The organism is Candidatus Methylomirabilota bacterium, from assembly GCA_035709005.1.
Classification (GTDB): domain Bacteria; phylum Methylomirabilota; class Methylomirabilia; order Rokubacteriales; family CSP1-6; genus 40CM-4-69-5.
The window spans coordinates 1-21,731 of sequence record DASTFB010000006.1 but is presented as its reverse complement, the minus strand read 5'-3'; the positions used below and the strand labels follow the sequence as shown (position 1 = coordinate 21,731).

Sequence of the window (21,731 nt, the reverse complement as noted above, 5' to 3'; positions counted from 1 at the left end):
GGTCGTGGGACCCGTTTCCCTCTCCCTGAGAGCGGACTACGCCGGTTCGATGGAGCCCAGCCGCAAACCGTCGACGGACGCAAACGGCGTGGTCCCACGACCCCTCCCCAGCACCCCCCGCCCGGGACCACACCGGCCCGGCGTGCTTAGCGCGCAGCTCCAGCGGTATCCGGAGCCTCGGCGACCTTCAGCTCCACCGTCCGCGGCTTGCGCTCGCGCACGATCTCGAGCTTCACGCTGCGCCCCACCTCGGCCTCGGCGGCCAGCCGCTGCAGATGGTGATAGTCGTCGATGCTGATGCCGTTGAAGCTCACGACCACGTCGTTCGGTCGAATGTCGCTGGCGGCGGCGGGGCTGTTGGGATAGATGCGCGAGACGACGGCGCCTCGCGTGCCCGTCGTCCCCAGGGCCTCGGCCAGCTCGGCCGTGAGGGGCTGCAACGCGATGCCGAGCCAGCCACGCGTCACCTTTCCCCGATCGATCAGCTGATCCATCACCCGCCGCACCATGTTGGCGGGGATGGCGAAGCCGATCCCCTGGCCGGTGGCCACGATGGCCGTGTTGATCCCGATGACCTCGCCGCGGAGGTTGATGAGCGGGCCACCGGAGTTACCGGGGTTGATGGAGGCGTCGGTCTGGATGAAGTTCTCGTAGCTGGCGATGCCGACGTCGGAGCGCCCCGTCGCGCTCACCACGCCGACGGTCACGGTCTGGTCGAGGCCGAACGGATTGCCGATGGCGATGGCCCACTCGCCGACCCGCAAGGCATCGGAGTTCCCCAGGCTGGCGACGGCCAGCTCGCTGTCGGGCTCGAAGCGCACGACGGCCAGATCGGTCTTGGCATCGGTGCCCACGATGCGGCCGCGATACTCCCGTTTGGAGGAGAGCCTCACGGTGACCGCGTCGGCGCCCTTGATGACGTGGAAGTTGGTCAGGACGTAACCCCGGCGATCGATGATCACCCCCGAGCCCAGGCCGGGCTGACGGAACTCGCCCGGGGCGCCCGGTCGGCCGCGCCCGAAGAACTGGTCGAAGAACTCCTTGAAGAAGGGATCATCGGTAGGCGGCTCCGGGGTGGCGGGTGGCCGCCGCGGTCGCGCCATCTGCACGGTCCCGATGTGCACGACGGCGGGCCGTACGCGCTCGGCCACCGTGACGAACGCAGCCTGTAGGGTGTCGGCCGTCGCCAGCGGCGACGGCGGCGGCGGCACGGGCTGCCGACGGGAGCTCATCCACAGGGCGTGGGCCCAGAACCCGCCGCCGAGACAGGCGAAAAGCACAGCGGCGAGCAGCAACGCGCGGGCCGATTTGGGCGTCATGGGGTCATGATCTTCGCTGCGGGATATTAGGTTCCCGAGTGCCCGGTGTCAAGCGAAGTATCCCAAAATTAATGCTTTTTTCTTGACCCTCAAAGAGTCGAAAGGGGAGAATTTCCCTAGTGCATAAGATGGGCCGTCGCGACGTACGGTCTCAAGCCCGTGCTGCGCTCTCGCTGCTGCTCGTGACGTCCTTGCTCGCCCCCTCAATCGCTGTAGCGCAGGGCCCCGTGTCCCCCGGAGCGCCGGAGCCCAGGGCGCCCGGCGCGCCCGCGCCTCCCGTACCATCGTTGCAGTTACCACAGCCGCCGGCGCCGGATTTCCTCGTGCGCTCGCCGGGCGGGGGCGCGATCTCCAGGGCCGACCCGTGCATGCAGCCCGCTGTGGGATCGGTCTTTCCCCGCGTGCCCGCCGACTACAAGCTGGGGCCGGGCGATGTGCTCGACGTGCAGACCACCGGCCGGATCGACGTGACCCGCCAGCAGCTGGTGATCGATCCCGAAGGCGTGGCCAGCATTCCACCACTCGGCGGGCTGTCCATGGGCGGTCTCACCCTGCGTGAGGCGAATCGTCGCGTCGCCGAGCGCGTGCGCGGGGTGCTGCGCTACTCGAACGTGACGCTCTCCGTGGCCATTCCGCGCTGCTTCGAGGTCATCCTGTCGGGCGAGGTGGAGCGCCCGGGGGCGATCCAGACCTCCGCGTTGCGGCGCGTCCACGATCTCGTCCTGGCTGCCGGGGGTATCACGCCGCGGGGCAGCGTCCGCCGGGTCATGCTGCAGGACCGCTCGGGCCAGAGCGAGATCGATCTGTTGCGCTTCGAGCTTCGCGGCGATCTCGACCAGAACCCCCTGGCCGAAGAGGGCATGCGGATTCATGTCCCCCCCCGTGGCGGCTACGTGACGCTCAGCGGCGCCGTGCGTCGGCCCGGCGAATACGAGATCAGCCCGGGGGGCACCCTCGCCGAGATTCTCGACCTCACCGGCGGCGTACGCCAGACCGCCGCCACCAGCGAGGCCCGCCTCACGCGTCTGCTGCCCGACGGCCGGCAGGAGACGATTTCGCTGGATCTGGCCCGGGCCAGGCCCACCGACGTGCCGCTCCACCCCGGCGACATGCTGTTCGTGCCGCTGCTCGGGGTGCTGCAGGACGTCCTCGAGGTCCGCGGCGCCTTCAATGGCACGCCGGAATCGAGCCGCACGACGACGGCGGGCCGGCCCACGATCGTCCAGCGCTTCGAGTTGGCCCGCGGCGACCGCGTCAAGGACATCGTGGGCCGGGCGGGGGGCGCCGCGGCCCATGCCGACCTCCGGCTCGCCTTCGTCGACCGGACCGGCGTGGGCGGCCCCCGCCAGCGCATCCCGGTCGATCTCCACCGGCTTCTCGTGGAGAAGGATGACACCCAGAACATCGCACTGGAAAACGGCGACGTGCTCACGCTCCCGGTGGCCGAGGACAAGGTGTACGTGCTGGGGGAGGTCCGGACGCCGGGCGCCGTCGATTTCCGCCCCGACCTGACCCCACGGGAGTACCTGGCCCTGGCCGGCGGACCGACGGTCCGCGCCCGCTTCAAGAACGCCTCGGTGACGTTCCGCAACGGGCGGTCGTACGCGCTGGCTCAGGCTCCCCCGCTGGAGGCGGGAGCCGTGGTGACCGTGCCCGAGGTCTCGGTACGCTGGTACCACGACTACCTGGCCATCGCCCAGGCGGTCGCGTCCATCATCACCGCGTACACGGCGCTGTATTTCCTGTTCCGAGACTGACGTGTACGAGGCGTTCTGGGGGCTCAGCGAATCGCCGTTCGACAACTCGCCGAACCCCAAGTTCTTCTACCTGTCCCCGGAGCACGAAGAGGCTCTCATACGCCTGGTGTATGCGGTCCGCCAGCGCAAGGGCTGCGCGCTGCTGACCGGCGACTGGAGCAAGCAGGACCTGCTGCACGGCCTCCAGGACGTCTTCTTCCGCAACTTCCGGGCCGGGCGCGACACCGTCGTCATCGTGGACGAGGCTCAGCTCATCCAGGACGACGCCGTGTTCGAAGAGCTTCGCCTCCTCCTGAACTTTCAGACCGACGACCGCTTCCTGGTGACGCTGCTGCCGATCGGCTCCCTCGAGCTGGCGAGCCGGATCCGCAGGCTCAGCGGATCGCCATTCGCTATCACCTCAACACCCTCGACGACACGCACACCGCCAACTACATCGCCCACCGGTTGCGCATGGCCGGACAGACGCGCCGAATCTTCACCGATCACGCGGTCAAGCGCATCTTCGATTTCACCGGCGGGACCCCGCGCGAGATCAACAACATCTGCGACGTGGCGCTGCTCATCGGGTCGTCCCGGGCGGCCCGGGAGATCGATGAGGCGATCATCGCCCAGGTGATTCACGACCGGGCGGGCGCCGACTGATGGTCAGGCTGAGCGATCTGCTCCGCCTGGGCGGCCGCTGGCCGCCGCCCCCGCCGGCATCCGCACCTTCGCCTCCGCCTCCCACCACGGTGGCCGAGGCCGCGCCGGCCCGGGCGGACGCGCCGAGCGCCGAGCACGTCTTCCAGTCGCTCGTCAGCTTCTTGGAATCGGTCCGCGACCGCGCGCGGGCGCCGAGCTCGTCGATCCCCTGGGCCGAGCTGGAGCAACGCGTCGCCGGCGCGCTGGACGCCCTCGAGCGGTCGGGTGAGCTATTCTGGGTCGCCAACCGGGCGGCCGTGCCCGCCGGTGCGGACTATCTCGCCGTGCACCAGGCCCGCGTGGCCGTGCTGGCCATGCGCGTGGGCATCACGCTGAGCCTCAGCCGCCCGCAGCTGCTCGAGCTCGGCATGGCCGGCGCGCTGATGGACATCGGACTCTGGCGGCTGCCTCCGGCGCTGCGCAGACGTCCGGAGAGCCTGGGGCCCGATGAGCAACACCAGCATCGTGCCCATCCCCGCGTGGCCGCGGATCTGCTTCGAGGCTGGGCGGCGCCGTTCGAGAGCCTGGCCGAGATCGTGCTGCACCACCACGAGCGGGAGCATGGCCAGGGTTTTCCCCAGGCGCTGAGCGGGGCGGCCATTCATCCCCAGGCCAAGATCCTGGGCCTCGTGGACACCTACACCGGGTTCACCCTGCCGTCGTCGCTGGAGCCCGGTCTGCGGCCCCACGAAGCCATCCGGGAGATCGTGCGCTCCAGGCACGAGGCCTTTCCGCCCGCCTGCATCAAGGCGCTCCTCAACGAGGTCTCCGTCTTCCCGCCGGGCACACTGGTCCGGCTCAATACCGGCGAGGTGGGTTGCGTCGTCGCCGTGAACCGCAACCACCCGTTGCGGCCACGGGTCGAGCTCTACGACGCCCGCGGCCGCCGCCTGCCCACTCCCAGGATCCTCGATCTTGCCGAGGCCCCGTTCGTCTACATCACGGGGCCCGCCCCCGAACAGGAGCGCCGGTAGTGGCCCAGTACGAGATGAACCTGCGGGACTACTGGCTGATCATCCGTCGGCGCAAGGTCATCATCATCGTCTCCACGCTGCTGGTGATGGGCCTGAGCTACGTGTTCGCCATGCGCAACACGCGGGTGTACGAGGCGACGGCCACGGTGAAGTTCGAGCAGTCGGCCTCGCTGTCCGGACTCCTGGTCGAGGTGCTCTCCTACTCCTCGGCCGACTCCATCGAGACGCAGGCCGCCCTCATCAAGAGCTATCCGATCCTGGAGGAAGTCGCGCGGCGGCTGGGCCGGCTGCCCGAGCCGACCCCCGGGCAGCCCTTCAGAGAGTCGAAGGCCTTCACCGCCGCCCTCGACGCCATCGCCGGCAAGATCGCCACGACCCGGGTCCCCAACACCAGCATCATCGAGATCACTGCCACGTCGACGAGCCCGCGCGAGGCTCGGGACCTGGCCAACACCACCGCGCAGGCCTACCGCGACTACAACCGGGCCGTCCGCAACTCCCGCATCACCGAGGCCCGCAAGTTCATCGAGGCTCAGCTGCGGGACGTGGAGGGTCGGGTCAAGCGCGCCGAGGAAGGCGTGTGGGCGTTCCGGGAGGCCAACCGCATCATCGCGCCCGGCGCCGAGGGCTCGGTGCTCCTGTCCGTCTTCACCCAGCTCCGCGGCGATATCGAGAAGACCCGCCAGCAGCGGACCGAGCTGGAGCTGGCCCAGGAGCGACTGGGGCGCGCCAACTCCGCCGGCCCCGGTGAGCGGGTGTTCGTGGAGAGCGCCAACCCGGCGCTGCAGAAGCTGCAGACGGCCCAGGTGGAGCTCATGCTGGAGCGCAACAACCTGGCGCTCGAGGTCACCGATCGGCATCCCCGGCTGCAAGCCCTGGAGGACCGGATGCGCGAGGTGCGGTCGGAGATGGGTCGGGAGATCCGCGCCCAGGTCGCGCTCCTGCGCAGCCGCGAGGACATCCTGAACCGGCAGATGGGCGAGCTGCTCCAGCGCAACCGCGAGCTGCCGGCCGTCGAGCTCGGCCTGCAGCGGCTGCAACGTGACGCCAAGGTCAACGACGATTTGCTGACGCTGCTCAAGACGAAACACCAGGAGGCGTTGATCAAGGAATCGGAGGGCGTCGAGGAGGTCACGATCATCCGGCCGGCCACCGAGCCCGCCGCGCCGGCCGGCGGCGAGGCGTTCAGCACCCTCCTGGTGGGCGCCGTCCTGGGGCTGATGCTGGGCCTGGTCCTGGCCTTCGTGCAGGAGACCCTCGATACGTCGATCGGCACCATCGAGGACGTCGAGAGCTACTTGCAGGTGCCGGTCCTCGGCATCGTTCCCCACATCGACGCCCGGGAGATCATGGCGCGTCTGGTCGAGCGCCGGCCGGGCCTGGCCCAGATGGACCCCGAAGCGCTGCGGAGCAATGCCCTCCTCATCACGCACTTCGATCCCAAGTCCCCGGTGGCCGAGGCCTACCGGACCCTGCGCACGAACATCCAGTTCATGCGCGCGGAGCGCGACGGCAAGCTGCTGGTGGTGACCAGTCCCACGCTGCAGGAGGGCAAGACCACGACCATCGTGAACCTGGCCCTCACCATGGCCCAGAACGGCCAGCGCACGCTGCTGATCGGCGCCAACATGCGGAGGCCCAGCATCCACCGGTTCTTCGGAATCGAGCGCGAGCCGGGTCTGAGCGACATCCTGGTCGGGCGAGCCCGCTGGCGCGACTGCATCCGTACCGTCGCCGACATCCTGATGGGCCGGTTCGAGATGGAAGACATCATGGCCTCTCCTGGTCTCGACAACCTGCACATCATCGAAGCCGGCCCGGTGCCGGGCAACCCGTCCGAGCTGCTGTCGGCCCCGTCGATGAGCCAGTTCCTGCGCGAGGTCCGCAACGAGTACGACATCGTCCTCATCGACACGCCACCCGTGCTGCCCGTCACCGACGCGGCCATCGTGGCCGCCGAGGCCGACGGCGTGATTCTCGTCTACCAGGCGGGGAAGGTCGGTCGCCTCGTCCTGAAACGGGCCAAGGCTCATCTCGACAGCGCGCGGGCGAAAGTGTGGGGCGTGGTCCTCAACGACGTGCAGTCCGAGGTCGCCGACGCCTCGTACACGCACTACTACACCCATTACTACGGGGAGGAATCGGCGACCGAGCCGGCGCCCGGGCGTGCCGGCCGTCTCTGGGATGCCATCTCGTGGCGGTTGGGTCTGGGCCGCCAGGGCTCCGGTGCCAGGCCGTCGTCGTCGACCGCAACCCCGGTGGACGGCGCCGACGCGGTTTCGGAGCGCCGCCTGCGACGCAAGCTCCGCGTCGTGCTCCTCGGTATCGTGCTGACTCTCGCGCTGGTCGCGGTCCTGTTCGGGTTCATGGCCTGGCGCTTCGGGACGATCAGCGAGGCTCCGCGCACACCAGCCCTGCCGAGCCCGCCACCGCGCCCGAGCCCGCTCCAGCCTGAGGCCCGGGAGTCCGCCGTGCCGGACGCCGGCAAGCCCGGCGGCACTGACGCCGCCACGCTGCGGGATCAGCCGGCGGCGCCCCCCGTCGCGGTCGCGACCGCGCCAGCGCCGTCGCCCGCCACGGCCACACCCGCGCCCGCGCCCCTCACCCCGGCCCCTCCGACCAGCCGCTCGGATCCGGACAGCGCTGCGCCGACGGCCAGCGTCTCGGCCCCCCCGGTCGGCGGCCCCGCGGTCGCCGCCGCCGCCCCGTCGGCATCGGCCATCGACCGGCCGCCGGAGGGCGCACCGAAGCCTGGCCGCTCCGCATCGGCTCCGGTCAGCCGCTTTGCAGTGGAGTTCGGGCCGTTCGTCACGGCAGCGGAAGCCGAGCGCCTCGAGCGTCAGCTCAATCAGGCCGGCTACCAGACGGTGAGCTTCCGCCAGCGGATGGGCGGGGAGGTGTTCGCCGTGCTGATCGAGCGTCTGCCCGGTCGGCGTGAGGCCGAGGGCCTGGCGGCGGTGCTGCGTGACGAGGGCTTCCCCGAGCCGGTCATCCTGGACGGTGAGCCGGGCCCCACCGTGCGTGTCGGCGATCCCCTGGTCCTGCGCGGCGCCGTCCAGCTCGGGGAGCGCCTGCGAGCCCGGGGCCATCACGTCAGGGTCGCCGCCCAGCGCGGGGAGGCCGTGACCTTCATCGTCCGCCACGGCAACTTCGCCGCCCGTGAGGACGCCGAGAGCAAGGGCCAGGAGCTGGAACGTCTCGGCCTCGCCAACCAGGTCGTCCGGGTTCGCTAGCGGCGGTCGGATTGATCTTCCACGCCGTGGGCGCCAACACCTTCATCATCGTGCGTATCATGGAGCCCTTCTGGTTTTTCGCCGGCGTCGTGATCGCGCTCCCCGCGCTGCGCGAGGCCGAGGCGCCGGCGGTCCCCGTGCCGCGCGCGCCCGCGCTCGGGTACCCGGCGTGAGGGCGCGGCGCGGCGTCGTGAGCCGGGCGCGCCAGATCAGACTCCTGGTCAGCGACGTGGACGGCGTGCTGACCGACGGCCGGATGCTCCTGTCCGAGCGCGGCGACGAGCTCAAAGCCTTTCACGCCCGTGACGGGGTGGCGGTGGCCCTGGCCAGCCGGGCCGGCCTCCGGACCGCCTTCGTCACCGGCGAGACGAGCCCCCTGGCCAAGAAGCGGGGCGACAAGCTGGGCGTGGACGCGGTCGTGCTCGGCGCCCGGCGCAAGGGCGAAACGCTGGAGGGCTTGTGCGCGCAGTTCGGCCTCACCCCGGGGGCCGCGGCCTACGTCGGCGACGACCTCCTCGACGTACCGGCCCTGCAGCGGGCGGGACTGGCCATCGCCGTGGCCGACGCGCCCGACGACGTGAAGGCGGTGGCCCACGTCGTGACGCGAGGCCGGGGCGGCAGCGGCGTGCTGCGCGAGTGCGTCGAGTTGATCTTGAAGGCGCAGGGAAGCTGGCGCGCGACGGTCGCCGCGTACGTCCGCGAGCACGGGGGGCGGGCGCCGTGAGGATCCTCATCGCCGGCGTCGACGGGTATCTGGGCGGGCCCCTGGCCCTCACGCTGGCCGGGCTCGGGCACGAGGTCGGCGGGATCGACGCCTACTACCGTCGCGACTGGGTCGCCGAGATGGCCAGACCGCCGTGGCGATGCTCTACGGGGTGAGCCTGAATGTCGCGCCTGACTGGCTGCCGGCGGGAGACGTCGCCAATATCACGCTCACCGTGCTGTGGTTCGTCGCGGTGACCAATGCCGTCCAGTTTCTCGACGGCATGGATGGTCTGGCCGCCGGCCTGGGCGTGATCGCCGGCGTGTTCTTCAGCATGACGGCGCTGCAGACCGACCAGCGCCATCTCACTCTTTCTGGGGGGATGCGGGGGCGTCCTTCATCGGCTTCACCCTGGCCGGGCTGGCGGTGATGGGCGAATGGGCGGAAAATGACCCCATCGTGGCCCTGCTCACTCCCGTCTTGATCCTGGGGGTTCCCCTGTTCGACATCGCTTTCGTGAGCGTGGCTCGGGTCGCCACCGGCCGGGTCCACTCACTGCACGAGTGGCTCGCCTGCGCGGGAAAGGATCACATCCATCGTCGCTTCGAAGCGCTGGGCCTCACGCGGCCCCAGAGCGTATGCCTCATCTACTTCATCTCGGCGACGCTCGGAGTGTCCGCGCTCCTGCTCTGGCACGCCACGATGCGGGAGGCCATGCTGGTCCTGCTCCGGACCGCCTGTGTGCTGGCGATCATCGCCGTGCTGGAGGCCGTCGGACGCGGGCGGGCCGCATGAGGCTGGCGGGGACGGCGGGGCTGACCGACCGCCTGCGGTCGTTGCTGCACCTCGACGACCCGCCGGGAAAGATCGCGCTGGCCCTCGCCGTCGGCGTGTTCATCAGTTGCACCCCCTTCCTCGGCCTGCAGACCATCCTGGCCATCCTGGTCGCCACGCTCTTTCCCCTGAACCGGCTGGCCACGGTGACCGGCGTGTGGCTGAACCTCCCGTGGTTCGCTCCGTTCGTCTACGGCGCCGCGCTGAAGGTCGGGGCCGTTCTCGTGCCGGATCCCTACGGGGTGCGCGACGCCTGGCTGGCCTACCTGGTCGAGCACCCGGGCCGCCTGTCGTGGTCGGACATGGTGGCCCTCTTCCAGGAGGTGTCGCTGCCCCTGCTGGTGGGGACGGCGGTGGTCGGCGGGGCGGCCGGGCTGGCGACCTACCTGGTGGCCCTGGGGATCATTTCGGCCCGGCGCGCGCGGCGCTCGGCCTCCTGAGGGAGACACGCGCAGCCAGTTCTCCCGGGCGGTATGATGAGTGCAATGGGCCAGCGTGTGACCGTACGCAAAGCCGTGTTCCCCGCCGCCGGGCTCGGCACCCGGTTCCTGCCCGCCACGAAAGCCCAGCCCAAGGAGATGCTGCCTCTGGTCGACAAGCCCACCATCCAGTACGTCGTGGAGGAGGCGGTGGCCTCGGGTCTGAGCGAGATCATCATCGTCACCGGCCGCAACAAGCGGGCGATCGAGGACCACTTCGACGCCGCCTTCGAGCTGGAGTACTACCTGAACGATCGGGGCAAGGTGGAGGAGCTGGCCCAGATCAAGACGATCTCCGAGCTGGCCTCGCTGTGCTACGTGCGTCAGAAGGAGCCACTCGGTTTGGGGCACGCGATCCTGTGCGCGCGGACGCTGGTCGCGGACGAGCCCTTCGCCGTGTTCCTGGGCGACGACATCATCGGCGGCGCCGCGACGCCCTGCATGCGGCAGCTGCTCGATGTCTTCGAGCACTACGGCGCGCCGGTGCTGGCCGTCGAGCGCGTGCCCCGCGAGCGCATCGCGCAGTACGGCGTCATCGCCGGCAAGCCCGCGCCCGGCCCCAGCTCGGTGCCGGTCTACGAGATCACCGATCTCGTTGAGAAGCCGAAAGCGGAGGACGCCCCCTCCGACCTCGCCATCATCGGGCGTTACGTGCTGACGCCCGATCTGTTCGGGATCCTCGCCGACACGGGGCCCGACCGGCGCGGGGAGATCCAGCTCACGGACGGCCTGCGGCGGTTGCGGCAGCGGCGCCCGATGTACGCCGTCGAGTTCGAAGGCAAGCGCTACGACACCGGCGACAAGCTCGGGTTCCTCAAGGCGACCGTCGAGTTCGCCCTGGCCCGTCCCGACCTGGCCGACGAGTTCCGCGCCTATCTGAAATCGCTCAGCCTCTAACAGTTGTCGCGACTCTGATCGGCTGGATGAACGACCACTGGCCGTGATTCCGGCGGGGCATGGGCGTGCCGAAGGCCGGGCGCCCATGCCCTGTTCAACAATTGCCCGTGCCCGGTTCATTGACTTGGCCGGGTGATTCTGCCAAAATTTTCCGCACGTTGGCCCACCGATGACGACCCCCAAGCGGCCATTTCAGACCGCATCCGACGCCGAGATCAAGAGCGGCGAGGTATCGGATGTCTACTTCGCCCGCACCGTAGAGATCCTGACGCGTCGCAACGACCGCAAACGTGTCATGGCCGAGGTGTACCTCAAGAGCCTGCCCGAGGACTGGCAGTGGGGCATCCTGGCCGGCATCCAGGAGGCCGCCGCGCTGCTGGAAGGCGTGCCGGTCACCGTGCGGGCGATGGACGAGGGTGCGGTGTTCGAGCCCTACCAGCCCGTCATGGTCGTCGAGGGCACGTACCTGGAGTGGGCGCAGTACGAGACCGCGCTCCTGGGGCTGCTCTGCCAGGCCTCGGGCATCGCCACCAAGGCGGCCCGCTGCAAGAAGGCGGCGGGGGAGCGTCAGGTGATCTCCTTCGGAGCCCGCCGGATGCACCCGACGCTGGCTCCCATGATCGAGCGCAACGCCTTCATCGGCGGCTGCGACGGGGTGGCGGTGACCAAGTCGGCGGAGCTGATCGATGCCGATCCCATGGGTACCATCCCACACTCGCTGATCCTCATGGTGGGCGACACCGTGGAGGCCCTGCGCGCCTTCCACGAGATCATCGACCCCAAGGTGCGCCGCGTGGCCCTCATCGATACGCTGCAGGACGAGAAGTTCGAGGCCCTCCGGGTGGCCGAGGCGCTGGGCAAGGATCTCTACGCCGTGCGCCTGGACACGCCCTCGTCGCGACGCGGCGATTTCTTCCGGATCCTCGAGGAGGTGCGGTGGGAGCTCGATCTGCGCGGCCACCAGCACGTCAAGCTGATCGCGTCCGGCGGCGTGGACGAGTACGAGATCCTGCGACTGAATCCGGTGGCCGATGCCTACGGTGTCGGCACGTCTATCGCCAACGCGCCCGTCCTGAATTTCGCCCTCGACATCATGGAGGTCGAGGGCCAGCCCTTCGCCAAGCGCGGCAAATGGTCGGGCGCCAAAGACGTGCTCCGGTGCCGAGGCTGTCGGACCACGGTGGTGGTGCCGGCGGGGAGGCCGCCCGCGGCTTGCCCGTGCGGCGGAAAGTGGGATCCCCTCCTCAAGCCGCTCATCGGGAACGGCCGCATCGTCCGCGACCTGCCGCCGCCCCGAACCATCCGTGAGTTCGTCCTCGAGCAGCTGGCCCTCGTGCCCCTGGATACGCTTCGGCGGCAGGGCTTTCGCCGGGACTACTAGGCGGATGGGGATCCTGGACGACATCGTCCGCGACAAGCGCGAGGAGATCCGCGGGCGTCGACAGGTCACGCCGAGCGGCGTGCTGGAAGCCCGCTGCCGTCGGCAACCACCGGTCCGCGAGCTCGAGGAGGCCCTGCGGCCGATCGCCGGCCGCGCCCGGCTCATCGCCGAGGTCAAGAAGGCGTCGCCGTCGCGCGGTGTCCTGGCGGCCACGCTGGACCCGGTGGCTTTGGCCACGCTCTACGCCCGGCACGGCGCCGACGCCATCTCGGTGCTCACCGACGAGAAGTACTTCCAGGGCCGCCTCGAGGACCTGGAGGCCGTCCGGGGAGCCGTCGCGGTGCCGCTCTTGCGCAAGGACTTCACCATCGACGAGTACCAGCTGTGGGAGGCGCGGGCGGCCGGCGCCGACGCCGTGCTGCTGATCGTGGCCATCCTCGACCCCGCGCAACTGCACGATCTCTTGCAGGCGGCCAAGGGCCTGGGCCTGGCCGCGCTGGTCGAATGCCACACGGCGCCCGAGGTCGAGGTGGCGCTGGCCTCCGGGGCGCGGATCATCGGGCTCAACAACCGCGACCTCCGCACCTTCACCACGCGGCTTGAAACCACGCTGGAGCTGCTGCCCCTCATCCCGCCCGGGCCGCTCGTGGTCAGCGAGAGCGGATTCTTCACCGGCGACGACGTGCGCCGGGTGACGGCAGCCGGCGCGCACGCCGTGCTGGTCGGCGAGGGGCTGGTGACCGCACCCGACGTCGCCGCCAAGCTCGCCGAGCTGACCCTGCAGTGCGGGTCGTCACACCCCACGCGAGCAGACTCCACCGAAAAATCATGACTCGCGTCAAGATCTGCGGCATCACCAATGTCGACGACGCCCTGATGGCGGTCGCGGCCGGCGCCGACGCGCTCGGCTTCATCTTCGTGGAGAACACGCCCCGCTTCGTCACCCCCGAGCAGGCGCGGCCGATCATCCGGCAACTTCCTCCCTTCGTCACGCCGGTAGGCGTCTTCTGGGATCACCCACCCGGCCACGTCAAGGCGGTGGCGGAAGCGTGCGGGCTCCGCGCGCTCCAGTTTCACGGCGACGAGGCGCCCGAAGACCTGGCCGGGTTCGAGCTCCCGGTCATCAAGACCGTCAAGTTGCCGCCGGCGGCGACCATCGAAGGGCTGCCCGAGTACCGCCTCGGCGACCTGGCCCAGGTGCTGCGCTACCATTCGGTGGTCGCGGCGATTCTCCTGGACAGCGCCGCGCGCTGGAGTGAAGGCGAGACCCGGGAGCCGATCGAGTGGCGCCTGGCCCGCGGCACGCTCACGCAACGGCTGCGGCTCATTCTCTCCGGCGGGCTGACGCCGGACAATGTGGCCCGGGCCGTCACCACCGCCCGACCCTATGCGGTGGACGTCAACTCCGGCGTGGAGGCGCGGCCGGGCAAGAAGGACCCCGACAAGGTGCGGCGCTTCGTGGCCGAAGCCAGGCGAGCCGGCGGATGAAGACGCCGCGAGCGAGCACGCTGCCCGACGCCTCCGGGCACTTCGGCCCGTACGGCGGCCGCTTCGTGCCGGAAACGCTCATGGCGCCGCTCATCGAGCTGGAGCGGGCGTACGCGCGCGCCCGCCGGGACCGCGGCTTTCAGCGGCAGCTCGCCGACCTGCTGCGCGACTATGCCGGCCGGCCCACGCCGCTGTACTTCGCACGCCGCTTGAGCGAGCACGTCGGCGGGGCCCGGATCTACCTCAAGCGCGAAGACCTCTGTCACACCGGCGCCCACAAGATCAATAACGTCCTCGGCCAGGGGCTTCTCGCCGTGCGCATGCGCAAGGGGCGGCTCATCGCCGAGACGGGCGCCGGCCAGCACGGCGTGGCGACCGCAACCGCCGCGGCGCTCCTCGGCCTCGAGTGCGAAGTCTACATGGGTAGCGAGGACGTCGAGCGCCAGGCCCTGAACGTCTTCCGCATGCGCCTGCTCGGCGCCCGGGTCGTTCCGGTGGAGGCGGGGAGCCGCACGCTCAAGGATGCCATCAACGAGGCCCTGCGCGATTGGGTCACCAACGTCCGCACCACGTACTATTTGCTGGGCTCGGCCATGGGGCCGCATCCTTATCCGATGATGGTGCGCGACTTCCAGGTGATCATCGGGCAGGAAGCGCGACGGCAGGCGCGGCGGGCCCTGCGGCGGCTGCCCGACGTGGTGGTGGCCTGCGTGGGTGGGGGATCGAACGCCATCGGCCTCTTTCATCCCTTCCTGCCCGATCGCCGCGTGCGGATCGTGGGGGTGGAGGCCGGCGGTCACGGGATCACGAGCGGCCGCCACGGCGCCAGCCTCTCGGCCGGGCGGGTCGGCGTGCTGCACGGCTGCATGACCTACCTGCTCCAGGACGGCGACGGACAGATCAGCCACGCCCATTCCCTCTCGGCCGGGCTCGACTACCCCGGGGTGGGACCCGAGCACGCCTATTACAAGGACCGCGGCCGCTTCGAGTTCGTCTCGGTGACCGACGAAGAGGCGCTGGAGGGCTTTCAGGCGCTGGCCCGCCACGAGGGGATCATGCCGGCCCTGGAGTCGGCGCACGCCGTGGCGTTCGCGATGCAGCTGGCCAAGCGTCTTCCCCGATCGGGGGCCATCCTGGTGGGCCTGTCCGGGCGTGGCGACAAGGACGTGCAGGTGGTGGGCAAGGCCCTGGCCGGAGAGATGCCGTGAGCCGAATCGGCGAGGCCTTCACGACGCTGCGAGAGACCGGCGGGCGCGCGCTGGTCGCCTACTTCACCGCCGGCGACCCGTCGTTCGACACGACGGCCCACCTGGTGATCGAAGCCGAGCGACGGGGCGCGGACGTGATCGAGCTGGGCGTGCCGTTCTCCGATCCGCTCGCCGACGGCCCCGTCATCCAGCGGGCGGCCCAGCGAGCGCTGGCCGCGGGGGCCTCCCTGAAGCGCGTGCTCGACGCGGTGCGGGAGCTGCGTGCCGAGGTGCGGGTGCCCCTCGTGTTGTTGACGTACTACAACCCCGTGCTCGCGTTCGGGCTCCGGCCGTTCGTGGATACGGCGACCCGGGTCGGGGTCGACGGGGTGATCGTTGCCGACCTGCCGCCCGAGGAGGCCGGACCGCTCGATCGCGAAGCCGAGCCGGCCGGGCTGGACGTGATCCACCTGGCGGCGCCCACGTCGACGCCCGAGCGCCTGCGGCTCATCGCCCGGCGCAGCCGGGGGTTCATCTACCTCGTGTCGCTCACCGGGGTGACGGGGCAACGTGACCAGCTGCCCAAGGAGCTGGCCGCCCAGATCCGGGCCCTGCGGCTGGTCACGACGAAACCGGTGTGCGTGGGCTTCGGCATCGGCCGACCCGAGCAGGTGGCCGCGGTGGGGGGCATGGCCGACGGCGTCATCGTAGGCTCGGCGATCGTCCAGCTCATCGAACAGCGCGTGGCATCACCCTCGCTCGTCGCGGACGTCGGCGCGTTCATCGCGGCCCTGAAGGCCCCGCTGCGCGCGGCATCGGGCGGCGCGGCGAAGGGGGCCTGAGCCCGGACCTATGGTCTGGTTCAAGCGGAAGACGGACAGCGAGGGCGAAGCGCGAGGCAAGAAGGTCGTCATCGCCGAAGGCCTCTGGATCAAGTGCGATTCCTGCAAGGAGATCGTCTACCGGGCCGAGGTCGAGCGGAATGGCCGGGTCTGCCCCAAGTGCCGATACGCCTTTCGCATGGGGGCCCGGGAGCGGATCGCGCTGCTGGCCGACCCCGGAAGCTTCGAGGAGCACGATCGCGGGATCACGGCAGCCGATCCGCTGGGGTTCAAGGACAGCAAGCGGTACCGCGACCGCGTGCGCGCCGCCCGGGACAAGACCGCCGGCGCCGAGGCGGTGGTCACGGGGCTGATTCGCCTCGGGGGCTACCCGACCGTGCTCGGCGCCTTCGACTTCGCCTTTCTGGGGGGCAGCATGGGCTCGGGCGTGGGAGAAAAGCTCACCCGGGCCATCGAGACGGCGATCGCCAAGCACTTGCCGGTCATCATCGTCTCGGCCTCCGGCGGAGCGCGCATGCAGGAGGGCATCCTCTCGCTGATGCAGATGGCGAAGACGTCGGCGGCCCTGCAGCGCCTGGCCTCCGAGCGCCTGCCCTTCATCTCGGTGCTGACCGATCCCACCACGGGCGGCGTCACCGCCAGCTTCGCCATGCTGGGCGACGTCATCCTGGCCGAGCCGCGCGCGCTCATCGGCTTCGCCGGGCCCCGGGTGATCGCCGAGACGATCCGCCAGCCGCTTCCCGAGGGGTTTCAGCGCTCGGAGTTCCTCCTCGAGCACGGGCAGCTCGACCTCATCGTCGAGCGGCGCGACCTCAAGGAGACCCTCCGCCGTCTCCTCGCCTTCTTCGCCGACCAGCCGCCGTCTACCGGATGACCTACGCCGAGGCGGTCGCCCGACTGCTCGCCCTCCGCGGCGGCGAGCACGCGGGCATGCGGCCTGGCCTCGAGCGGATCGAGGGGCTGCTGCAGGCCCTGGACCGCCCGGAGACGCGCTACACGCTGGTGCAGGTGGGCGGGACCAACGGCAAGGGTTCCGTCGCCGCGATGCTCGCTGCCATGCTGAAGGCCGGCGGCCGCCGAGTCGGCCTCTACACCTCGCCGCATCTGGTCTCGTTTCGCGAGCGCATCCGGGTCGACGGGGAGGCCATCAGCGAGGACGCCATCGTCGACGGCGTCGAAGCCCTCGGCACGCTCGCGGCCCGCTTCGACGCCACCATGTTCGAAGCCACCACCGCGCTGGCGCTCGACCACTTCGCCCGGGAGCGGGTCGATGTGGCGGTACTGGAGGTCGGCCTGGGCGGCCGCCTCGACGCCACGACCGTCGGCGTGCCGGCCGCCGTCGTGCTGAGCCGCATCGACCTGGATCACGAAGCGTACCTGGGCGACACGCTGGAGGCCATCGCCTCGGAAAAGGCGGCCATCATCCGCGGCGGCGTGGCGCTGTCGGCCGCCCAGGCCCCCGGGGTGACATCGGTGGTCGTCGAGCGAGCCCGGCAGGTCGGCGTGCCCCTGCTGCTCGAGGGCCGCGATCTGCACGTCGACGTGCTCGAGCGCAGCCTGCGCGGCCAGCGGATCACCTGCCGCGGAGCGGGCTTCACGCTGCCCGCGCTCGACCTGCCCCTGCTCGGGACGTTCCAGCCCACGAACGCCTTGCTGGCCGTCGCCGCGGCGACCCAGCTCGACATCCCGGAGGAGGCCATCCGCCGCGGGCTGGCCCGGGCCCGCTGGCCCGGCCGGTTCCAGGTCCTCGGCGACCGACCGCTCCTCGTGCTGGACGCCGCCCACAACCCTGCCGGGGCCAGCGCGCTGGCGGCGTCCCTGCGCCAGACCTTCGGGTCGGCCTCGCTCACGCTCGTCCTCGGCATCTCCAGTGACAAGAACGCCGCCGCGATGCTGGCGGCGCTGGTCCCGCTGGCGCGCCGGGTGATCCTGACTCGTGCCGCCGTTTCCCGCGCGGCCGATCCCGAGGCCCTGCGGCGGCTGATCCCGGCCACGCCGGCCATCGTGCAAACAGCGCTTTCCGCCGCGGACGCCCTGGCCTTGGCCACGGCAGCGCCGGCGACGGATGTGGTCTGCATCGCCGGCTCGCTGTTCCTGGTGGGCGAGGTCCTGGCCCTCGTGGGCGGAGGCCAGACGCCGTGTCCCATCGAGGACGACGCGGCTCGCATCGACTCTCTGTCCGCGTGAGCCTCCTCGCCACCCTCACGCTCCTGCTGCTGGGGCTCGCGGCCGCGACGCCAGCCTGGGCGCAGGCGCCTCGCGGGACCACGCTGCCCACGGCGGGCGGGGAAGTCACGGTCTTCGCCGATCGGCTGGAGGAGATCGGCCCGGACAACCTGCTGGTGGCCTCGGGCAACGTGGAAGTCATCCGGGGCAGCCAGCGCCTGCTCGCCGACCGCGTGGAGGTCGACCGCCTCACCGGCGACGTGGTGGCCGAGGGCCGGGTGATCTTCTACGATGGAGAAGACCGGCTCGTCGGCGAGCGGATCCAGTTCAACTTCCGAACGGGCACCGGCGTGATCTGGGAAGGTCGCGCGCAGGCCGCTCCCTTCTACCGTCTGGAGGGTGAGCGGATGGAGCGTCTGAGCGAAAGCCGCTACCGGGTCTTCGAGGGCATCTTCACCACCTGCGAGGGCGATCCCCCCGCCTGGTCGTTCCGGTTCGGCTCGGCGGTGGCCGACCTCGAGGACTTCATCTACGGAACCCGAGCCTCGTTCTGGGTGAAGGGCCTGCCGGTGATCCCGTTCCTGCCCTTCTTCGCCGCGCCCATCCGGCGGGAGCGACAGACCGGCTTCCTGTTCCCCCACGTGGGCAGCGGCTCGCGCAAGGGCGCCTTCCTGGAGATCCCCTTCTTCTGGGCCATCTCCGACAGCCAGGACGCCACCATCAGCCTGCACGGCTACGAGGAGCGGGGTCTGGGGGGCGAGCTCGAGTACCGCTACGTCCTCTCCCGCGAGCACGCCGGCAGCCTGGGCGGCTTCTACGTGAACGAGTTCTTGCGCGAGGATGCCACCCCGGACCACGGCGACAGCCGCGGCTGGTGGTTCGCGAAGGACGACTGGCGGCTCCGTCCCGGGCTCCGGCTGCGCACGGACGTCAACGGGGTGAGCGACGACTTCGTGCTTCGCGAGTATGCCGACCAGCTGCACGACCGCAGCGTGCAGCGGGTGGAGTCCAACGTCTTCGTCACCCGGACCTGGTCGTCCTGGAACTTCGTGGGCAATCTGTTCTGGTACCAGGACCTCACCCAGCGGAAGCCGGTGGAGCTGCAGCGCCTGCCCGACCTCCGGCTGCAGGGCACGCGTCAACCGGTGCCGGGAATCCCCGGACTCCTCTACGAGCTGGAGTCCAGCGCGGTGCACTTCGCGCGAGACGTCGGCGCCGATGGCAACCGCGTCGACTTTCACCCCGTGCTGGCGCGACCGATTCCCATCGCCGGCGTCGTCACCGTGACCCCGTTCCTGGGAGGACGGTTCACCGGCTACGACACATCGGCGGTGGGCACCCGGGTCACGTCGGAGGGGCTGGTCGTCCAGAACACGAACTCGGACGCCCGGCTACGCTCGCTGTACGAGGCGGGCGTCGATGTCGAGACCCGGCTGGCCCGGATCTACGAGCTGGGCGACGCGTGGGGGCTGAATGCCGTGCTCCACAGCATCGAGCCGCGCGTCAACTACACCCGGCTCGACGGCACCGACCTCCTGCGCTACCGCCGGGACGGCACCACGACCACGAACGAGCTGCCCCAGTACGACAGCATCGACACGATCACCGAAGCGAGCCGGGTCACCTATTCGCTGACCAACCGCGTCCGCGCGCGCTCGACGGCTCCGCCCGGCGCCGACGCCTACCGCTGGGAGCTGCTGCGCTTCGTGCTCGCGCACTCCTACGAGGCCTTGAATCCCGAGCAGCCTCTCGGTCCCGTGTTCGCCGATCTCATCGTCAACCCCAACCGGTTCTTCAGCTTCCGGGGCGACACGAGCTACAGTGTGTACGGTGATGGCATCCAGACGGGAACGACGGACCTCGCCGTGAATGTGCACCCGATAATCGCAGCGATCGGCACGCGCTACAGCAAGCCCGACCGCGTCAGTTTCGTCCAGGCCCGGCTGGAGGCCGACGTCGCCAGCTGGCTGGTGGCCCGGGCCAGCGCCGACTGGGACCTGCGCAGCGACATCTTCGTGGAGAGCCGCATCGGCGCCGACTTCAGATGGTCGTGCTGGGCGTTCTCTCTGGAGTACGTGTCCCGGCACGACGACGAGGACGAGGTGCGCTTCGCCATCAACCTGCTGGGCGTGGGCGGTCCCATCGGGACGGGCAGTCGGATCAGCGGCACCGGCCCGGCGAGCGACGGACGGACGCGATGATCCCCTTCGTCGACCTCGCGCGCCAGCACCAGGCCCTGCGGGACGAGCTCACCGCCGCCGTCAGCCGCGTGCTGGACTCGGCGCGCTTCATCCTGGGTCCGGAGGGCGAGGCGCTGGAGCGGGAGGTCGCTGCGCTCTCCGGCGTCCGCCACGCCGTGGGCGTGGCCTCCGGCACCGACGCCCTGCGGCTGGCCCTGGCCGCCGTCGGCGTCGGGCCGGGCGACGAGGTGCTGACCCCGGCCTTCTCGTTCGTGGCCTCGGCGTCCACGATCGTCATGGTGGGCGCCACCCCGGTCTTCGTGGACATCGACCCGGACACGTTCACGCTGGACGTGGAGGCAGCCGCCCGCGCCATCACCCCGCGCACGCGCGCCATCATGCCGGTCCACCTGTACGGCCAGCCGGCGGCGATGGATCGGGTCGTCGCATTGGCCCGCGATCACCGTCTGGCCGTCGTGGAGGACGCGGCGCAGGCCGTGGGCGCGACCTGGAAGGGGCGGCCGGTCGGGGCGTGGGGCGATGCCGCCTGCCTGTCCTTCTACCCGACCAAGAACCTCGGCGCTTGCGGCGACGCCGGCATGGTCCTCACCGAGCGCGACGACATCGCCCAGCACGTCCGGCGACTGCGTCATCACGGCGATGGTGGCCGCTACCGACACGTGGAGCTCGGGTTCGCGAGCCGCCTGGACGAGCTCCAGGCGGCGCTCCTCCGGGTGAAGCTGCCGCGGCTCGCCGCCTGGACGGAGGCGCGACGGAGCCTGGCCGCCCGCTACCGGACCCTGCTGGGGCCGAGCGTGGCCGGGCTCCCGGTCGAGCGGCCGGACGCTCGCCACGTCTACCATCTGTTCACGATCCGTCACGGCCAGCGCGATGCGCTGGCCAAGGCCCTGGGGGAGCTCGGCGTGGGCACGGCGGTGCACTATCCGATTCCCGTTCCCGGGCAGCCGATGTTCGGCGCGGCCGACGAGCGCCGGTGGCCCCAGGCATGGCGGGCGGCTCGTGAGGTCCTCTCGCTGCCGTGCTTCCCCGAGCTGACCGACGACGAGTGCGAGGCCGTCGCCGGGGCCGTGCGTCGCGCCTGTCAGAGTCTGTGATGGCCGGCTTCGCCGCGAGCTTGCAGGCGCAGCTGATCGACGCACCCACGGTCGGCGTGATCGGCCTGGGGTACGTTGGGCTGCCCCTGGCCGTGGCCTTCGCCGAGTCGGGCGCCACGGTGATCGGCGCGGCCTCCACCAAGCCGTTCGGCTACATGCCCTTCCACCCCGGGCCGGGACTGGGCGGGCACTGTTTGCCGTCCGATCCGCACTACCTCAGCTGGCGCGTCCGCCTGGCCGGCTACGATCCGCGCTTCATCGGCTTCGCCGACGAGATCAACTCTCATATGCCGGACTACGTCGTCCAGCTCGTCGCCGACGCCCTCAACGACCGCGAGCGCGCCGTGCGCGGGGCCCGGATCCTGGTCCTGGGGGTGGCGTACAAGGCCGACATCGCCGACACGCGCGACTCGCCGGCCCTGGAGATCATCGCCGCCCTCCGGCGCAAGGGGGCCCGCGTCGCCTATCACGACCCCCTGGTTCCCGAGCTGG

General features: G+C 70.6%; 22 protein-coding genes. 21 read left to right on the top strand and 1 reads right to left on the bottom strand.

The genetic code is table 11. The annotated features are described in order from the left end of the window. Window positions 1-146: 146 nt before the first annotated feature. Window positions 147-1,319 (bottom strand): trypsin-like peptidase domain-containing protein, encoded by a 1,173-nt coding sequence (locus tag VFR64_00995; protein HET9488319.1) that lies wholly within the window; start codon window positions 1,317-1,319, stop codon window positions 147-149. A 368-nt stretch (window positions 1,320-1,687) separates the two neighbouring features. Between VFR64_00995 and VFR64_00990 the strand changes: the two genes are divergently transcribed. The 21 genes from VFR64_00990 to VFR64_00890 form a co-directional block, all read left to right on the top strand. Further along, window positions 1,688-3,076: an SLBB domain-containing protein gene (locus tag VFR64_00990; GenBank protein HET9488318.1), complete on the top strand. Its 1,389-nt coding sequence runs from the start codon at window positions 1,688-1,690 to the stop codon at window positions 3,074-3,076. A gap of 453 nt (window positions 3,077-3,529) precedes the next feature. After that, window positions 3,530-3,721, top strand: coding sequence for a hypothetical protein (locus VFR64_00985; protein ID HET9488317.1), 192 nt, complete (start codon window positions 3,530-3,532; stop codon window positions 3,719-3,721). Beyond that, window positions 3,721-4,734, top strand: coding sequence for an HD domain-containing phosphohydrolase (locus tag VFR64_00980; protein ID HET9488316.1), 1,014 nt, complete (start codon window positions 3,721-3,723; stop codon window positions 4,732-4,734). The genes VFR64_00985 and VFR64_00980 overlap by 1 nt, the downstream gene beginning before the upstream one ends. Beyond that, window positions 4,734-7,967 carry a polysaccharide biosynthesis tyrosine autokinase gene (locus VFR64_00975; protein ID HET9488315.1) on the top strand — a complete coding sequence of 1,078 codons (3,234 nt, stop codon included), beginning with the start codon at window positions 4,734-4,736 and terminating at the stop codon, window positions 7,965-7,967. The genes VFR64_00980 and VFR64_00975 overlap by 1 nt, the downstream gene beginning before the upstream one ends. Window positions 7,968-7,978: 11 nt before the next feature. Beyond that, window positions 7,979-8,140 carry a hypothetical protein gene (locus tag VFR64_00970; GenBank protein HET9488314.1) on the top strand — a complete coding sequence of 54 codons (162 nt, stop codon included), beginning with the start codon at window positions 7,979-7,981 and terminating at the stop codon, window positions 8,138-8,140. After that, window positions 8,137-8,691, top strand: a complete 555-nt coding sequence (locus tag VFR64_00965) for an HAD family hydrolase (protein HET9488313.1) — start codon at window positions 8,137-8,139, stop codon at window positions 8,689-8,691. The genes VFR64_00970 and VFR64_00965 overlap by 4 nt, the downstream gene beginning before the upstream one ends. Continuing rightward, a complete protein-coding gene (locus tag VFR64_00960) occupies window positions 8,688-8,846 on the top strand; it encodes a hypothetical protein (protein ID HET9488312.1) in 159 nt (52 codons plus the stop codon). The genes VFR64_00965 and VFR64_00960 overlap by 4 nt, the downstream gene beginning before the upstream one ends. After that, complete coding sequence (locus VFR64_00955; protein HET9488311.1) at window positions 8,831-9,100, top strand: hypothetical protein; 270 nt, start codon at window positions 8,831-8,833, stop codon at window positions 9,098-9,100. Before VFR64_00960 ends, VFR64_00955 begins: the two co-directional genes overlap by 16 nt. Further along, entirely contained in the window at window positions 9,100-9,465 is a 366-nt protein-coding gene (locus VFR64_00950) for a hypothetical protein (protein HET9488310.1), read from the top strand. Before VFR64_00955 ends, VFR64_00950 begins: the two co-directional genes overlap by 1 nt. Continuing rightward, on the top strand, window positions 9,462-9,944 hold the full coding sequence (locus tag VFR64_00945; GenBank protein HET9488309.1) for a DUF2062 domain-containing protein: 483 nt from the start codon (window positions 9,462-9,464) through the stop codon (window positions 9,942-9,944). The genes VFR64_00950 and VFR64_00945 overlap by 4 nt, the downstream gene beginning before the upstream one ends. A 45-nt stretch (window positions 9,945-9,989) precedes the next feature. Further along, the gene (gene galU / locus VFR64_00940; GenBank protein HET9488308.1) at window positions 9,990-10,880 is read left to right on the top strand and encodes a UTP--glucose-1-phosphate uridylyltransferase GalU; all 891 of its coding nucleotides are present in this window, start codon (window positions 9,990-9,992) and stop codon (window positions 10,878-10,880) included. 169 nt (window positions 10,881-11,049) lie between these two features. Then, window positions 11,050-12,261 carry a nicotinate phosphoribosyltransferase gene (locus VFR64_00935; GenBank protein HET9488307.1) on the top strand — a complete coding sequence of 404 codons (1,212 nt, stop codon included), beginning with the start codon at window positions 11,050-11,052 and terminating at the stop codon, window positions 12,259-12,261. Between the two features lie 4 nt (window positions 12,262-12,265). Continuing rightward, window positions 12,266-13,093 (top strand): indole-3-glycerol phosphate synthase TrpC, encoded by an 828-nt coding sequence (gene trpC / locus VFR64_00930; protein HET9488306.1) that lies wholly within the window; start codon window positions 12,266-12,268, stop codon window positions 13,091-13,093. Beyond that, window positions 13,090-13,749 carry a phosphoribosylanthranilate isomerase gene (locus VFR64_00925; GenBank protein HET9488305.1) on the top strand — a complete coding sequence of 220 codons (660 nt, stop codon included), beginning with the start codon at window positions 13,090-13,092 and terminating at the stop codon, window positions 13,747-13,749. Before trpC ends, VFR64_00925 begins: the two co-directional genes overlap by 4 nt. Beyond that, window positions 13,746-14,957, top strand: a complete 1,212-nt coding sequence (trpB, locus tag VFR64_00920) for a tryptophan synthase subunit beta (protein ID HET9488304.1) — start codon at window positions 13,746-13,748, stop codon at window positions 14,955-14,957. The genes VFR64_00925 and trpB overlap by 4 nt, the downstream gene beginning before the upstream one ends. Next, window positions 14,954-15,778, top strand: coding sequence for a tryptophan synthase subunit alpha (trpA, locus tag VFR64_00915; protein HET9488303.1), 825 nt, complete (start codon window positions 14,954-14,956; stop codon window positions 15,776-15,778). The genes trpB and trpA overlap by 4 nt, the downstream gene beginning before the upstream one ends. A 10-nt stretch (window positions 15,779-15,788) precedes the next feature. After that, on the top strand, window positions 15,789-16,652 hold the full coding sequence (gene accD, locus VFR64_00910) for an acetyl-CoA carboxylase, carboxyltransferase subunit beta (GenBank protein ID HET9488302.1): 864 nt from the start codon (window positions 15,789-15,791) through the stop codon (window positions 16,650-16,652). Further along, window positions 16,649-17,965: a Mur ligase family protein gene (locus tag VFR64_00905; protein ID HET9488301.1), complete on the top strand. Its 1,317-nt coding sequence runs from the start codon at window positions 16,649-16,651 to the stop codon at window positions 17,963-17,965. The genes accD and VFR64_00905 overlap by 4 nt, the downstream gene beginning before the upstream one ends. Next, window positions 17,962-20,145 (top strand): LPS assembly protein LptD, encoded by a 2,184-nt coding sequence (gene lptD, locus VFR64_00900; GenBank protein HET9488300.1) that lies wholly within the window; start codon window positions 17,962-17,964, stop codon window positions 20,143-20,145. The genes VFR64_00905 and lptD overlap by 4 nt, the downstream gene beginning before the upstream one ends. Further along, entirely contained in the window at window positions 20,142-21,239 is a 1,098-nt protein-coding gene (locus VFR64_00895) for a DegT/DnrJ/EryC1/StrS family aminotransferase (protein HET9488299.1), read from the top strand. Before lptD ends, VFR64_00895 begins: the two co-directional genes overlap by 4 nt. Continuing rightward, window positions 21,239-21,731, top strand: a 493-nt coding sequence (locus VFR64_00890) for a UDP binding domain-containing protein (protein ID HET9488298.1), incomplete at its 3' end; no start/stop codon positions are given. The genes VFR64_00895 and VFR64_00890, both read left to right, overlap by 1 nt.